The organism is Flectobacillus sp. (assembly GCF_049240685.1).
Lineage (GTDB): Bacteria > Bacteroidota > Bacteroidia > Cytophagales > Spirosomataceae > Flectobacillus.
In genome coordinates, this window is record NZ_JBMLSD010000084.1 from 1 (window position 1) to 14,228 (window position 14,228).

General features: G+C 37.5%; 14 protein-coding genes, 1 pseudogene and 1 riboswitch. Of the genes and pseudogenes, 11 read left to right on the forward strand and 4 right to left on the reverse strand.

All coding sequences use genetic code 11. The annotated features are described in order from the left end of the window. A pseudogene (locus ACOVQ4_RS03970) lies at positions 1 to 239 on the forward strand (hypothetical protein); the annotation flags it as partial. Between the two features lie 77 nt (positions 240 to 316). Here the strand turns inward: ACOVQ4_RS03970 and ACOVQ4_RS03975 are convergent. Together ACOVQ4_RS03975 and ACOVQ4_RS03980 are read right to left on the reverse strand one after the other, a co-directional pair. Next, positions 317 to 1,669, reverse strand: a complete 1,353-nt coding sequence (locus tag ACOVQ4_RS03975; protein WP_421819359.1) for a M20/M25/M40 family metallo-hydrolase — start codon at positions 1,667 to 1,669, stop codon at positions 317 to 319. 219 nt (positions 1,670 to 1,888) lie between these two features. Further along, complete coding sequence (locus ACOVQ4_RS03980) at positions 1,889 to 3,121, reverse strand: isocitrate dehydrogenase (NADP(+)) (protein ID WP_095162041.1); 1,233 nt, start codon at positions 3,119 to 3,121, stop codon at positions 1,889 to 1,891. A 430-nt stretch (positions 3,122 to 3,551) separates the two neighbouring features. Between ACOVQ4_RS03980 and ACOVQ4_RS03985 the strand changes: the two genes are divergently transcribed. Both ACOVQ4_RS03985 and purU read left to right on the forward strand, forming a co-directional pair. Beyond that, positions 3,552 to 3,962, forward strand: coding sequence for a GNAT family N-acetyltransferase (locus ACOVQ4_RS03985; protein WP_421819360.1), 411 nt, complete (start codon positions 3,552 to 3,554; stop codon positions 3,960 to 3,962). Positions 3,963 to 4,185: 223 nt separating this feature from the next. Further along, positions 4,186 to 5,031 carry a formyltetrahydrofolate deformylase gene (gene purU / locus ACOVQ4_RS03990; protein WP_421819361.1) on the forward strand — a complete coding sequence of 282 codons (846 nt, stop codon included), beginning with the start codon at positions 4,186 to 4,188 and terminating at the stop codon, positions 5,029 to 5,031. 357 nt (positions 5,032 to 5,388) lie between these two features. Here purU and ACOVQ4_RS03995 read toward each other — a convergent pair whose 3' ends face one another. Continuing rightward, positions 5,389 to 6,228, reverse strand: coding sequence for a universal stress protein (locus ACOVQ4_RS03995; protein WP_421819362.1), 840 nt, complete (start codon positions 6,226 to 6,228; stop codon positions 5,389 to 5,391). Positions 6,229 to 6,426: 198 nt separating this feature from the next. Between ACOVQ4_RS03995 and ACOVQ4_RS04000 the strand changes: the two genes are divergently transcribed. The 5 genes from ACOVQ4_RS04000 to ACOVQ4_RS04020 all read left to right on the forward strand — a co-directional run bounded on the left by ACOVQ4_RS04000 (position 6,427) and on the right by ACOVQ4_RS04020 (position 10,593). Further along, complete coding sequence (locus ACOVQ4_RS04000; protein WP_421819363.1) at positions 6,427 to 6,720, forward strand: thioredoxin family protein; 294 nt, start codon at positions 6,427 to 6,429, stop codon at positions 6,718 to 6,720. 519 nt (positions 6,721 to 7,239) lie between these two features. Further along, positions 7,240 to 8,796 (forward strand): L,D-transpeptidase family protein, encoded by a 1,557-nt coding sequence (locus ACOVQ4_RS04005; protein ID WP_421819364.1) that lies wholly within the window; start codon positions 7,240 to 7,242, stop codon positions 8,794 to 8,796. Between the two features lie 390 nt (positions 8,797 to 9,186). Next, entirely contained in the window at positions 9,187 to 9,594 is a 408-nt protein-coding gene (locus ACOVQ4_RS04010; RefSeq protein WP_421819365.1) for a hypothetical protein, read from the forward strand. Between the two features lie 205 nt (positions 9,595 to 9,799). After that, positions 9,800 to 10,210, forward strand: coding sequence for a hypothetical protein (locus ACOVQ4_RS04015; RefSeq protein WP_421819366.1), 411 nt, complete (start codon positions 9,800 to 9,802; stop codon positions 10,208 to 10,210). Positions 10,211 to 10,221: 11 nt separating this feature from the next. After that, positions 10,222 to 10,593: a hypothetical protein gene (locus ACOVQ4_RS04020; RefSeq protein WP_421819367.1), complete on the forward strand. Its 372-nt coding sequence runs from the start codon at positions 10,222 to 10,224 to the stop codon at positions 10,591 to 10,593. A 455-nt stretch (positions 10,594 to 11,048) separates the two neighbouring features. Here the strand turns inward: ACOVQ4_RS04020 and ACOVQ4_RS04025 are convergent, their stop codons facing one another. Further along, positions 11,049 to 12,068 carry a 2-hydroxyacid dehydrogenase gene (locus tag ACOVQ4_RS04025; protein WP_421819368.1) on the reverse strand — a complete coding sequence of 340 codons (1,020 nt, stop codon included), beginning with the start codon at positions 12,066 to 12,068 and terminating at the stop codon, positions 11,049 to 11,051. Positions 12,069 to 12,258: 190 nt separating this feature from the next. After that, positions 12,259 to 12,354: riboswitch (TPP riboswitch) on the forward strand. On the opposite strand from ACOVQ4_RS04025, the gene ACOVQ4_RS04030 reads away from it, so the two are divergent. The 3 genes from ACOVQ4_RS04030 to thiC all read left to right on the forward strand — a co-directional run. Continuing rightward, on the forward strand, positions 12,323 to 12,538 hold the full coding sequence (locus ACOVQ4_RS04030; protein ID WP_421819369.1) for a hypothetical protein: 216 nt from the start codon (positions 12,323 to 12,325) through the stop codon (positions 12,536 to 12,538). Its footprint overlaps the riboswitch before it by 32 nt. Positions 12,539 to 12,600: 62 nt before the next feature. Beyond that, the gene (gene thiS / locus ACOVQ4_RS04035; protein WP_421819370.1) at positions 12,601 to 12,804 is read left to right on the forward strand and encodes a sulfur carrier protein ThiS; all 204 of its coding nucleotides are present in this window, start codon (positions 12,601 to 12,603) and stop codon (positions 12,802 to 12,804) included. 55 nt (positions 12,805 to 12,859) lie between these two features. After that, the coding region (thiC, locus tag ACOVQ4_RS04040; RefSeq protein WP_421819371.1) for a phosphomethylpyrimidine synthase ThiC at positions 12,860 to 14,228 on the forward strand (1,369 nt) is incomplete at its 3' end.

Here is a 14,228-nt window from a genome sequence, read left to right on the forward strand (position 1 = left end):
AAGAGGGGTTGGAAAAAGGTATTCAAGAGGGGTTGGAAAAAGGTATCCAAGAGGGGTTGGAAAAAGGTATCCAAGAGGGGTTGGAAAAAGGTATCCAAGAGGGACTTCAAAAAGGTATTCAAGAGGGATTGAAAGAAGGACAACGAAATATCGCTCGTCAAGCTAAGATGATGGGGCTAGATACATTGAGTATTCAAAAATTAACGGGTCTTTCAGAAGAAGAAATTACAAATTTATAGTTTAAACCAAAAAGCCAAGAGAATCAGTTTTAGTACTGAAATTCTTGGCTTTTTGACATTAATACGTTGACACAATCTTACATTCCCACTTTTGGCAATATAGGTAAACTCTCGTTACCATCTTCGCCAACAGCTTGTACAGCAAAGAAATAATGGTCTTTCGAATAAGGAATATTGATGCCATTTTTTGTAGTGAAAATTTTCTTTTGCCAGAAAGGCTGATAGGTTTCACGCACTAATACATAATATCCTTTTACCTTGCCAGTTTTAGGTGTTTGCCAGAACAAAGTAGTACTGTTGGTTAATGATTTGGTATCAATGGTAACATTCTGAGGTGTGGCTGGTGCTTTTGCTAAGTTTGCCAACGTTGCTAAATTCATGGCCGTATTTTTTCTCAAATACTCAAAATCCATAAATTCAGGTAAATCGCCATATTGAGTGCCTTTTTCGGTACGCAAATCTTGGTGCTGATGGTCAAAGTTTTCGTTCATTTCAGTGACACGAACTGCTGCAAAACCACGATTTACAAATGGTGTATGGTCGCCACCTCGTAAAAAACGATCGTTGCGATACACCATTACTACTTCCAAGTTATCTACATATCTTTCTCCAATTTCCTTCGCATAACGCGCCAATTGACGTGCTTTTCCATCGTTTTCTTGTCCCATATTGCGAATGCTAGTCGCTTTTTTGTCAAGTTCAAAGGCTGGAAGTCCTTCGCTAAAAATACGAACACGGGTGTTGTCTATAATTCTAGTCTCATTGCTGTTATTCGAACCCACAATATCATTGTTCATAATGGCCTCGATATTCCATTTTTCATTAACGGCTTTTTGTGCTAAATAATCAGCGCCAAGAAGTCCTTGTTCTTCACCACTAACTACCAAGAATATTACGGTAGCAGGAAATTGTGCTTTAGCCATCACACGAGCTAGTTCAATCACTGTAGCTGTTCCTGAACCGTCGTCGTTGGCTCCTGGGGCTGTAGCTTCGCGATTCATGACATTGGTTACACGGCTATCGATGTGTCCCGAAACGATAAAAATACGGTCGTCGTTCGGGTCTGTTCCTTTCAAAATTCCCATGACGTTGCCCATATCTTGGTCTTTATCGACACGCTTGCCATCTGGTTTGAGCACCCACGAATCAATCATGGCGGTCATGCGACCACCTGATTGTTTGGCGTATTCTTGGAATCGGCTTAATACCCAACGTCTTGCAGCCCCAATCCCACGTTTCTCTTCAGTAGTGGTACTCATGGTATGACGAGTGTCAAAACTTACCAATTTCTTGATATGTGATTGTAAACTATCGGCATTTACTTCAGCAACGAGTTGTTCGATGGCTGGGTCGCGCTGAATGATTTTTTGAGCGTTAGCTTCCGTAAAAAGTGCAATTGATAAAATTAGTGAGAGGTAGTGTTTTTTCATGAATGATGAAGCATTTTAATGAATGAAAATTCCAAGATAGCATTTTTCTCCCAAAAAACTGTCTGTTAGAGATATATGGCGTTGGTATAGAGATAACGATTGATAACTTGTAGATGTTCGAAAAAGAGTGCTAGTAAACTTGAGGATGAATATGCATAAAATAAAAAGCCAGCCTAATCATACGAATAGGCTGGCCTTTCAAAACTATTTTAGCAAAAATTATTTTGCCAAAGCAGCTTTCAAATTCTCGTCGATTGCTGCCAAGAATTCTTCAGTATATAAGTAGTGCTCTCCGTGAGAAACTTTGTTTCCGTGGATACACACTGCTAAGTCTTTAGTCATTTTACCAGACTCAACTGTTTCGATACATACTTTTTCCAACGTTTGGCTAAAGTTGATCAACTCTTGGTTACCGTCTAATTTACCACGGAATTCCAAACCACGAGTCCAAGCAAAGATAGATGCAATTGGGTTTGTAGAAGTAGGTTTTCCAGCTTGGTGGTCACGGTAGTGACGAGTTACAGTTCCGTGAGCTGCCTCAGCTTCCATTGTTTTACCGTCTGGAGTTACCAATACTGAAGTCATCAAACCTAATGAACCAAAACCTTGCGCTACTGTATCTGACTGAACGTCACCATCGTAGTTTTTACAAGCCCATACGAAGTTACCATTCCATTTCAAGGCAGAAGCTACCATGTCATCGATCAAACGGTGTTCGTAAACGATTCCTTTTTCAGCGAAAGCTGCTTTGTAATCTGCTTGATAGATTTCTTCAAAAATATCTTTGAAACGACCATCGTATTTTTTCAAGATGGTGTTTTTTGTAGATAAATATAAAGGCCATCCTTTGCTCAATGCCATGTTGAAACATGAGTGAGCAAAACCACGAATAGATTCGTCAGTGTTGTACATTGTTAATGCTACACCGTCGTTTTTGAAGTTGAATACTTCAAAAGTTTGTGGTTCAGAACCGTCTTCTGGTGTGAAAGTAACTGTTAATTTACCTTTACCTTTTGTCAAGAAGTCAGTTGCTCTGTATTGATCACCAAAAGCGTGACGACCAATCATGATTGGAGCAGTCCAGTTTGGAACTAATCTAGGAACATTTGAACAAACGATAGGCTCACGGAACACAGTACCATCCAAGATGTTACGGATTGTACCGTTTGGTGATTTCCACATTTGTTTCAAGTTGAATTCTTTTACACGAGCTTCGTCTGGTGTGATAGTAGCACATTTGATACCTACACCGTATTTTTTGATAGCCTCAGCTGCATCAACAGTAACTTGGTCATTGGTTTCGTCACGGTACTCCATGCCCAAGTCATAATATTTGATATCCAAATCCAAGTAAGGAATGATTAACTTATCCTTGATGAATTTCCAGATAATTCTAGTCATTTCGTCGCCATCAAGCTCAACGACAGGATTTTCAACTTTAATTTTTCCCATTTTTGTATGAAAACGTTATGCGTTATTAATGATGCGTGAATAGTTTGCGCATTTCGACTGCAAATGTACGGAATGTTATGATACGTAGGGAACATTATTAGGTGAGAATCAATAGTTTTTTCAGAAAAGCATTGCTAAAAAATATATAGTTAGCGTTTTTTTCTTTAGGTTTGAGCTTTTTCAAATACCCTAAAATACTAAAATAGAGGGTAACTATTGTCTTGCAGCTTTGGGGCTTTTCAATTTTAAATATCCATTTAAGGTTGTACGAAGGATTTTTAGCTATTGCAGATTTGGGATTTCTGATTTCGGAAATAGAGTAAAATACCTCTATTTTTTACAAAAAATAAAAGATTACACTTCCGAAATCCCACATCCGATATTCGAAATAAACAGTTTTATATTCCTTCGTACAGCGCTAATATCCATTATGACCTATAATATCAATCAAATATCAGCAGCTCAAACTTGGCCAATTCGTCATAAAGTTATGTGGCCTGAGTATCCTTTAGACTTTGTCAAAATCAAAAATGATGAAGACGGAATTCACTTTGGCTTGTGGCTTGATACTGAATTAGTATCTGTGATTTCTTTGTTTATTGAAGGTAAAGAAGCACAATTTCGAAAGTTTGCCACACTCGAACATTTACAAGGAAGGGGTTTTGGCTCGGCACTGCTAAGTCATTTGATTGATTTTTCGAAAAAACATGGAGTACAATTACTCTGGTGTCATGCGCGCACTTCTGCATTACCTTTCTATCAAAAATTTGGACTCGATGCCCTTGGAGATACATTTATAAAGGAAGGTATCGAATATGTAAAAATGGAAATACAACTGTAAATGCAAAATAGATTTGAAGATTTGGAAATTTGAAGATGAGCTGAGACTGTATGTTGAGTATCTCAACTTTTCGACGATTCAAATCTCTGCACTCTATAGTTTTTGTATTTTAATTCTGTAATAATTAGCGATTTAGTAAAACGAATAAGTAATTTTGCGGGCTGTTAAATGCTATTTTGTGAAAGCGGCATAGTTTACTGTTAGCCATTATAATAATTTTGAAATGACGGATTATATTCTAAGAATTGATTGCCCCGATGAAAAAGGGCTTGTGCATAAAATCACAGGAGTACTATTTTTTAATAACCTCAATGTAGAAAGAACCGACGAATTTGTTGAAAGAGATACCAATCAGTTTTTTATGCGTGTGGCCTTTTCTGGAAATTGCGACCCCGAAAAGATTGAAGATGGACTGAGAGGAATATTGCCTAACGGCGCTAATATTGACCTTTCTAAAAAAGAAATCAAAGATGTAGTGATTTTGGTAACCAAAGAGCATCATTGCATCAGTGATTTATTGATTAGAAATGAGTTTAAGGATTTGCCAATCAATATTTTAGCAGTAATCGGCAATCATGAAGTGTTACGTTCATTAACTGAGCGTTTTGGGATTCCTTTCCATTATATTCCAGCCAAAGGAACCGACGAAGCGTCGAGATTGGAGCATGAAAACCAAATTCATGAATTGTTGGCTACCTACAGTTTTGATTATTTGGTATTAGCCAAATTTATGCGTGTGTTAACACCATCTTTTACTGAACGTTATACAGGAAAAGTTATCAATATTCACCACTCATTTTTACCTGCGTTTATTGGTGCTAATCCGTACAGACAGGCGTATGAACGTGGGGTAAAGATTATCGGGGCAACGGCACACTTTGTTACCGATGATTTAGACGAAGGACCGATTATTTTCCAAGATGTGATTTCTGTAAACCATACCAAAACAGCTACCGAAATGGCTGCTGCTGGTCGTGATGTTGAAAAAATTGTTCTTGCCAAGGCACTCAAGTTGGTACTTGAAGATAGAGTATTTATTGCTGGAAACAAGACGATTATTTTTGAGTAAATATATAAGGAAGATAGGTATTTAGTAAAGATATGTTGCTAACAACAATAAAACCTTGCTCATTTTTAGATTAGTAGTGGTGGATTGAATCTGTTGTTGGGGGATAAGTAAAAAGGGTTTAATAGGATATTAGTTATTGAAATGCACTACAGGTATATTATTACGTAATTGAGCAATGAAGGCAACAGTCGCAGGGCAAAGAGTGTTAAAATGTTTTTTAGTAACGATAGATAGATTTTTGCCGAATGCCTATAGCTGCTTGCTTAATTAAATTTTTCCTTTTGCTTAGATAATTACAAAAAACAAATAAGGTTGACGAAAACTTCGTCAACCTTAAACCTCAACTTTATTTTGTAATCAATATTTCTTTTGTAACACCAACAAAGGAATTTGTGAACTGAGTGTCAGATGCTTAATAATGCTCTCATGAAAAAGTTTTTCGACAAAACTTTTGGGGCGATGTGCCAAAATCACGGCATCTGGTTTTTGATTTCGAATATATTTGTCGAGGCCTACTATGGTGTCGTCTCGATACAAATTGCGGAAAATGATTTTTTCACCTCCAAATTCTTCTTCTAGTAACTCAATGATTTCACTAGATGGGAATACCTCTGGGCTCAAGTATTCTTTTACATGAACCAATTTGGTTTGATTTATTCCCAATAGCGCTCCTAGGTTGATAATCTTATGGATACAGCCGATTTCATCTCCCTCCAAATCACTGGCATATATCACTTCTTTGATCGTATGAATGTTGGCCTGCTCAGGAACTATCCATACAGGGACTTTACTTTTTTGGGCGATACTCAAAGCTGTTGAGCCAAACATATTAGCAATAATTCCTCCTTCACCCAAGCTTCCAACAACAATAAAATCTGGTTTAAGCTCCTCTGCCACCTCCAATATATTATCTACTGGATTACCAAAAACGAGTCTACTCTCAATAGCATTAGATAGATTGTACTGAGTAATCAGGCTATTTTTGGTTTCTTCTAGCAATGTCTTAGTCTCCTCTAATGCCTCCTGCATTAAACCTTGTTGAGGCAAGGGCAAGATGAAGGGCGTGGTCGAAACAGGCGCTTCGTAGGCGTGAAGCAAGATAATCTTGGCATCAATGAGTCCTGCTAAGGATACTGCAAAGTCAGCAGCATGTTGAGCATTTGGACTAAAGTCGGTAGGTAACAAGATTTTTTTCATAGCTTGAGCTGTTTTGTTACTACAAATTTCAAGTAAAAATAAGCTTCCCCAAATGAGTATAGTTAGCTGGTTTTGTGAAGTTTATCAGGCTTTTAGGTACTGACAAAAGTCATTATTTATTCCCTTTAAACTCATATAATTTTGCTATATCTTCTTGAATATTTGCTATCAAAACAGGGGATAAAATTTGAAATACTTATGGCAAGTCACACACAAACACCAGTCCTTATGTTGTTCTACGAAATTCATAAGGAAGAGCTGGAGGTTTTTGAAAAACTCAAGAAGACCAACCCAGCTATTGCTAGTTATCTTGCGGTTAGTGTAAAAAATAACCCAGAGGTAGCCAAGACATTTAAGGTGACACAATTGCCTACCTATTTGATTTTATATAATGGGAAGGAATGTTGGCGTCATACCGGAAATGCAAACGTAGAATTACTAAAAAACAATCTAGCCCTCATTGAACCCATTAATCGTGAAGCATTTATATAAATATGAAAGCAAAATTAGTTTTCCAACAGGCATTCGGTAAATAGTTTTAAAAATGTTTTTCTATTGCCGAAACCTTATTTTACTGAGAGCTCAAAGCCGAAAGACGAACGCTTAAAAGTATAATTTCATTTTGCACGACAGCCTAAAAATGAGAGCAAAAATAGTTTTCTACAGGCATGAGGCAACAGGCAATTATTTTCAAAAATATTTTTGTTAACCACCGATATACTTTTGCCAAAAGCCTACAGCTGAAAGCTCATAGTACAAATGATTAGCTTAATTTAATAATACAGTGCCTTTTGTATTGCGCTACAAAAGGCCTGTAGCATTAGAAAAAACATCTATATGCGAGCTAAGTTTCTGGCTTCGAGTACACTGCCTTCAGACTAACTATTCGAAAACCTACTACCATTATTGTAATTTTTTCCTTCCTTTTTACTGAAATGCTTGGAATACGTGGTATTCTCAGGTCTTTTCTGATGAAAACTTATCATTTACCGAACCCAAACTAGTAAAAACATGAGAGCTCTATTCTATCTTCAAAAACTATTCACCTTTTGTTTTATTATTGGAACCGTATGGAGTACACCTGTAGTTGCTCAAACGCAAGAAGATTTAAAATCTTTTATCCAAAAATTGTATTCTGACCAAGCCTACGCCAAGGAATTACAAATCGAAAGCCCTTCTGAAGTTATCAGATTTTACCAAAATATTGATTATAAAACTATTTGGCTAGAAGGCGAATCGGATTATAAAAAAGAGTACTTGGATGTGCTCAAACATGCTTCTGACTACGGACTCGACCGTACCAAATATCATTATGGCTATCTGACTTCTAGGCATTTCCCAACATTAGAATACGAACTCATCATGACGCACTCAATCATGGAGTTTTATAAAGATATTGCCAATGGCACTACTTTGTTGGATTTGTCTTACAATGGTTTGGGATATAATAATCATTGTCTCAACCCTACAGCGATGCTCCTCAACACCTACGCTAAAGGAAGTGTCAAGGATGTGATCTCTTTTTTGCAACCGCAATCTTTGGGCTATCAGGCAACGCAAAACCTTTTGACTCGCTTGAATACTTTTGTCGAAAATGACAATTTTCAAGAACCAGTTGTAACCTATATCGCAACTTTTGCAGAAAATAAAGAACTCATCAAAAAGCTTTACTATTTAGGTTTTTTGCCTACCATGACCGACGCTAGTCTTCTCAAAGAAGGTATGATTACGAATGCCCTGAAAGGCTTTCAGTCATTATATAACATTGTACCAGACGGTATTCTTGGCCCAATTACCCTATCAAAATTATCGATTCCTTTAGTCAAATTGCGTGCGCAGCTCATTCTTAATCTCAATCGTTGGCGAGTAATTAATTGCCTTGATAATCAACGATATATTCAAATCAACATTCCTTCGGCTACTTTGGCACTCTATGATCGAGATAGCTTGGTGATGCGTATGAAAACAATCGTGGGGAAACCCATTACCCCAACCCCAACGCTTTGTTCTGAAATAAACAAGATTACCTTTTTCCCTTACTACGAAGTTCCTAAAAATGTAGCCATCAACGAGCTATTGCCTGTGCAGCAAAAAGAACCTAGTTTTTTTGAGAATAATGGCTATCAGTTAATCGATGAAAAAGGATTTGTAAGGGACGCTAACAGTATCGATTGGGGTACAGTCTCGAAAGACAATTTCCCTTATGAAGTCCGTCAGGTAGCTGGCTGTGATAATTCATTGGGCTTACTCAAATTTGACTTTGATAGTCCCTATTCGATGTACTTGCACGATACTAATCGCAAAGATTTATTTAGTAAAAACAAGCGCTATCTGAGCAATGCCTGTATTCGTCTCGAAAAACCTTATGAATTAGCAACCATGCTTTTTCAAGATAGAAATCTGGTAGAAGAATTCGTGAAAAAGCGTTTTGAACCACATTTAAGCCCAACAAGCTTCGCACTTGAAAACCCTATTAAAATATTCATTACCTACATTACCGCAGATGTCGACGATTTTGGTAGTCTTGTTATTTATGATGATGTATACAACAAGGATAATATAAAATAGGGGAGTGGGGCTCATCACAATGGCAGATTGGCGATTTCTGATTGTGGAATTTTGTTTCTTATAAAAATGAGGATATATATCCGAAATCCAACATTAGGGTTGTACGAAGGATTTTATTTTGTTCAAAAGAGTGCTTATGATTAGTGTTTTTTGATGTAGTGGCAACTCTAATCCGATATTGGAAATCATTAGTATCGCCTTTCGTATGTGTTCGATTCTTTCCAACAAAAATCATATATCCGAATGACTTTACTCTTAGTTTGGGGATGTGCTATAAAACAAATTTGTACTGTAATCAATTGCTAATCAAGCAAGTCAGATTACACTCTTAGTACAAAACCGACCAAGTCTTTTTTATTTTTTCTATAACAAAACAAAACCTTTACCATCATGAGTACTATCGAAAACCTCGAAGTTGATCGTTCATTTAAGTATCAATTCTACCACCGCGAGAATAGCGAATGGCTTAAATCTTTAGATTTTTTCAAAGAAGAAATCAAATATCTCAAAGGGCTTATTGCGAATGTGAATAAGAAAAACACTTCGCATGAGGTACAAAATGAAACCTTTATCTTCAATCGAGAACTAGATATTCTTGCTGGCGACATTGATGCCGTCAATCAGTCTATCGTTGAAGAAGAATGGGGATTTGATGACGATGCTATGGGCAAAGACTTTTTACTAGGCGAAGAAATCTATTATCGTCATATTGGCATTCGTGAGAATTTTCAAAAAGCTGAAAAGGCTTTCTATGATATCAAACACCGATTGTATAGATTTTTGTGTAAATCGTTGTAAATCCAACGATTCGTTTTATGCAGTAAATTAGTACAAAATAATTTTACTTGTTAGTTTGGGATGGCGAACGGTTTTCTTGGTTGAGGAAACCGTTTTTTAAAACTGCTTTTTTCACTTTGACTTTTATCAGTATTACTTATGACGAATGTTCTATGTTAGGTTCCCCAAAAGCAAGAACTTTGACATATCAAAAATGACAAGCACCATGGAAAATGTTCTATTTGAGCCAAAAACAAGTTCGTTGAAGTTTGAACTTTATCACAGAGAAAACCAGCAATGGTTATCAACTTTGAACTTTATCCGTGACGAAATTCAGTACTTCGAAACTTGGATGGAACATTTGCGAGAGTTGAACCTATCAAGAACATTACAAAATGAATGGATTGCTTTGGAGGAACAATTTGCGCAAGAAAGAGTAGAGACTCAAGCCTTGCTCAGAGCCATCGAACATGAAGAATATCTTTTTGGTTTGGAAACTCAACAGAAAGATTTTCAACTCGGAGAAGAACACTATCTAAAGCACCGCAATTTACGGGTTCGTTTTAGGGCAATTGAAAAAGATTTTCATACAAGCAAGCATTCATTTTACGAATTTATGACCGATATAATGAACTAGCCATGGAAACAATGAAATTTGAACTCTGTCATTTTGAAAACATCAAATGGGCAGAAAGTTTGACCTTTTATGCTGACGAAATTAAGTTTTTTGTCAAAATCCTAAAAGAAGTCTTGCATAGCAATACTCATACTGAGCTAACAAAAAAGGCAGAGGACTTTTTGGCAAAATTTAAACATAGCGAATCAGAAATTGAAAGTCTGGCAATAGCGATTTTAGAGCAAGAAAAATCCTTTGCTGAATATGCTCAAGGCAAACAGTTTTTGTTTGACCAGCAGGTACAAATGATTCATGAGCGTCGTCGCTCAGCGTTTCAAACACTCGAAAAAGACTTTATGCTACACAAGCATCAATTGTATCAGTTTTTGTCGAATGTCCTATAAAGTTATTAGTTAATCGTCTATCTGTTATTCGAAAACAGATTCGTCATTAAAAGTAATGATACGGATAAGACGAAAACTTGATAACTTATTTAATGAGAAATAACAAGTGGTTTAGAGATAGATTTGAATGGCTCCCTTCATTAAAGGAAGCCATTTTTGTTTGTGTATGAGTAGATAATTCAGGAGGTATTATTTTTATCTTACCTGTAGAGACGTAATACTTTACGTCTAAAACGATGGTATTCTTACATATACCATCAAAAAAGGCGTTTGAAATAAGTTTTTCAAACGCCTTTTTTGATGAACTGTCAAGATAGTTATATAGGGATAACAAGTTCGATACTGTATTACAAAATGACACATTTTTAGACGTAAAGTATTACGTCTCTACGGTTGTCGTGAATCGTTTCATAAAACATTTCTTTTGTGCAAGGGCAAATTCACTACTCCACACTCTATTGTAACTCTTCAAGCTGGTGTATTTTACCTACCTTTGCATTACACTCTTCAGGAGTACCCAGCTGCCATTCGTCCAGATTTTGTATAGTTTTATCTGCAATATTGGTCAGTGCTTCATTGGTCAAAAATGCTTGGTGTCCTGTGATAATAACGTTATTGAAGTTCATCAAATCATTCAGTAACTCATCACGACCTTCCGTTTCAAAATGGTTTTTGAAGAAAATACCTCTTTCATTTTCGTAAACATCCAAACCCAAATAACCGATTTTTCCATCACGTAAGCCTTGCAAGACATCTTCTGTTTTTACCAAGCCTCCACGACTAGTATTTACAAGCATAACACCTGTTTTCATTTTGGCAATTTGTTCTTTGGTAATCATATATTTGGTTTCCTCTGTCAGAGGTGCATGAAGCGTAATAATATCAGACGTTGCGAGTAATTCATTAAGTGTCACAAAAGTTACTCCTTCGTAGTCATTGGCCTCCTCGGCGTATTTGTCATACACCATCAGCCTGCATCCAAAGCCTTTCAGGATATCTGCCACCACTTTTCCAATAGTACCCAAGCCCACAATTCCGACGGTTTTTTGGTACATATCAAAACCAATCAAGCTACTCAAATCGAACTGGTAGTTATGAGCTTTGGTATCGGCCATGATGAGCTTTCTATTCAAAGCCATCATCAATGCCACCGTATGCTCGGCCACAGAATTTGGCGAATAATGCGGAACATTAGCCACTCGAATACCCAACTCGGCTGCTACTTTAAGATTGATATGGTCAACACCCACCGAACGGGTGGCTACATATTTCACGCCCAAATCATTTAAGGCACGAAGTACAGGCTCTGAGGCGTCGTCGTTGGTAAAAAGCACTACCACATCAAATCCTTCTGCCATTTTCACGGTATCCATATTCAAGGGTTTTCCAGTGATAGTAATATCGTGTTTTTGTTGGTTAGCGTTTTGTAAAGAGGCTTTTTCAAACTCTTTAGTACTATAAATCAGTGCTTTCATACGGGATAGAATTTTGGTTAATAAAAGAAGGTTTAGCCTTTTTTATATGTCAAAATTACCCCTCCATCTCATTTTTACCCATGACATTTATCAGTCTATTAGCTACTTATACTCATCCAAACGAAGTAATGGCGGATTGAAATAAAAACACATTTCTCTTTTTTCTTTCAAAAACGTCCTTTAAGTTTGTAGCAGACTTTAGGGGTGCCTTAATATACGGGCTGAGATTATACCCTTTGAACCTGAACAGCGTAATGGTTGCGAAGGAAAAAGCAGAGCAAAATACTTTTCGTAGAATAGCCATTGGTGGGCTATCTCCAAAATATTTCAAGCTGAAGTTTTTGATTAATGATGTAGGAAATTGTTGGGATTATTTGTCCTTTACAGCTCTATTGTTTTGGGCTGTATCTGATAAATGTCGCTTCAATCCTAAACGGAGCAAAGTAGCATTCGCTCGCAAAATCATTTAAGCAAAAACCGTTCTGTCTAATCCACTCCTAAGGGTCGCGTTGGTATTTAATATTTTACAAACATGACCTTATTTATCAATTCAGAAGCTACAGACGTAGCATCCAGCTTCACAATCGAAGACTTACTCGAACAATTTCATTTGGCTCAAGTCAAAGGTTTGGCCATTGCTGTCAATGATATGGTTTTGCCCAAATCCGAATGGCAAAGTCATGTTTTTCAAGAAAACGACCAAGTAACTCTCATTCGAGCAAGTCAGGGAGGATAAAATTCCTTACTCCAATCCTATTGTAACATCATGTATTTTAACTCATCATTCTCCTATGAAAAAAAGTAATGAGGTAGCGCCTTCGACAGAAGCTATCAGCCGTAGTCCTTTTCCAAATTCTCGTAAGATTTATGTGCCAGGCGCCTTGCACAATATTCAGGTGGCTATGCGTGAAATCAGTTTGACGGATACCAAAATTTCTGGTAACATTTTTACTAAAAACCCTTCGGTAGCAGTTTATGACACTTCTGGTCCTTATACCGACCCGAATATTGAAATTGACGTAAGAAAAGGTCTTCCAAAGCTTCGTGAAGAATGGATTATTGCCCGTGGTGATACTGAGCAGTTAGATGCCATTAGTTCTGAATACGGACAAGAGCGCTTGAATATGAGGTCATTAGATGAACTTAGATTCAACTATTTGGCTAAACCAAGAAAAGCAAAAACTGGACAAAATGTAACGCAATTGCACTATGCCAAGAAGGGTATTATTACCCCAGAAATGGAATACATTGCGATTCGTGAAAATCAAAAAATAGAATCTTTACAAAGCTTAGGTCATCAGCACGAAGGCTACAGCTTTGGAGCTAATACACCAAAAGGCGCAATTACACCTGAGTTTGTACGTGAAGAAATCGCCGCTGGACGCGCCATTATTCCTGCCAATATCAATCACCCCGAGAGCGAGCCAATGATTATTGGACGGAATTTTTTGGTAAAAATCAATGCCAACATTGGTAACTCGGCCGTAAGTTCAAGCATCGAAGAAGAAGTCGAAAAAGCCGTCTGGGCTTGTCGCTGGGGCGCAGATACTATCATGGATTTGTCGACTGGCAAAAATATTCATGAAACCCGTGAGTGGATTATCCGAAATTCACCAGTACCAATCGGAACTGTGCCAATTTATCAAGCACTTGAAAAAGTTGGTGGAAAAGCCGAAGATTTGACTTGGGAGCTATTTAGAGATACGCTTATCGAACAAGCTGAGCAAGGAGTTGACTATTTTACGATACATGCAGGCGTGCTATTACGCTATGTGCCACTTACGGCCAAACGTGTAACAGGAATTGTATCTCGTGGAGGCAGTATCATGGCAAAATGGTGTTTGGCGCATCATAAAGAAAACTTCTTGTACACCCATTTTGAGGAAATCTGCGAAATCATGAAAGCGTATGACGTGAGCTTCTCATTGGGCGACGGACTTCGCCCGGGAAGTATTGCCGATGCCAATGATGCCGCACAATTTGCCGAACTTGAAACACTTGGCGAGTTGACCAAAATCGCTTGGAAACATGATATTCAGGTCATGATTGAAGGGCCTGGGCACGTACCAATGCACATGATTAAAGAAAATATGGACAAGCAACTAAAAGAATGTCATGAAGCCCCATTCTACACGCTTGGACCATTGACGACCGACATTG

What these genes read in the sequence shown, in the direction of transcription:
- ACOVQ4_RS03980 (WP_095162041.1), bottom strand. Translation starts at nt 3,121, where the DNA reads ATGGGAAAAATTAAAGTTGAAAATCCTGTCGTTGAGCTTGATGGCGAC.
- ACOVQ4_RS03995 (WP_421819362.1), bottom strand. Translation starts at nt 6,228, where the DNA reads ATGAAAAAAATCTTGTTACCTACCGACTTTAGTCCAAATGCTCAACAT.
- ACOVQ4_RS03985 (WP_421819360.1), top strand. Translation starts at nt 3,552, where the DNA reads ATGACCTATAATATCAATCAAATATCAGCAGCTCAAACTTGGCCAATT.
- ACOVQ4_RS04020 (WP_421819367.1), top strand. Translation starts at nt 10,222, where the DNA reads ATGAAATTTGAACTCTGTCATTTTGAAAACATCAAATGGGCAGAAAGT.
- ACOVQ4_RS04030 (WP_421819369.1), top strand. Translation starts at nt 12,323, where the DNA reads ATGGTTGCGAAGGAAAAAGCAGAGCAAAATACTTTTCGTAGAATAGCC.
- purU (WP_421819361.1), top strand. Translation starts at nt 4,186, where the DNA reads ATGACGGATTATATTCTAAGAATTGATTGCCCCGATGAAAAAGGGCTT.
- ACOVQ4_RS04005 (WP_421819364.1), top strand. Translation starts at nt 7,240, where the DNA reads ATGAGAGCTCTATTCTATCTTCAAAAACTATTCACCTTTTGTTTTATT.
- thiS (WP_421819370.1), top strand. Translation starts at nt 12,601, where the DNA reads ATGACCTTATTTATCAATTCAGAAGCTACAGACGTAGCATCCAGCTTC.
- ACOVQ4_RS04015 (WP_421819366.1), top strand. Translation starts at nt 9,800, where the DNA reads ATGGAAAATGTTCTATTTGAGCCAAAAACAAGTTCGTTGAAGTTTGAA.
- ACOVQ4_RS03975 (WP_421819359.1), bottom strand. Translation starts at nt 1,669, where the DNA reads ATGAAAAAACACTACCTCTCACTAATTTTATCAATTGCACTTTTTACG.
- ACOVQ4_RS04025 (WP_421819368.1), bottom strand. Translation starts at nt 12,068, where the DNA reads ATGAAAGCACTGATTTATAGTACTAAAGAGTTTGAAAAAGCCTCTTTA.
- ACOVQ4_RS04000 (WP_421819363.1), top strand. Translation starts at nt 6,427, where the DNA reads ATGGCAAGTCACACACAAACACCAGTCCTTATGTTGTTCTACGAAATT.
- ACOVQ4_RS04010 (WP_421819365.1), top strand. Translation starts at nt 9,187, where the DNA reads ATGAGTACTATCGAAAACCTCGAAGTTGATCGTTCATTTAAGTATCAA.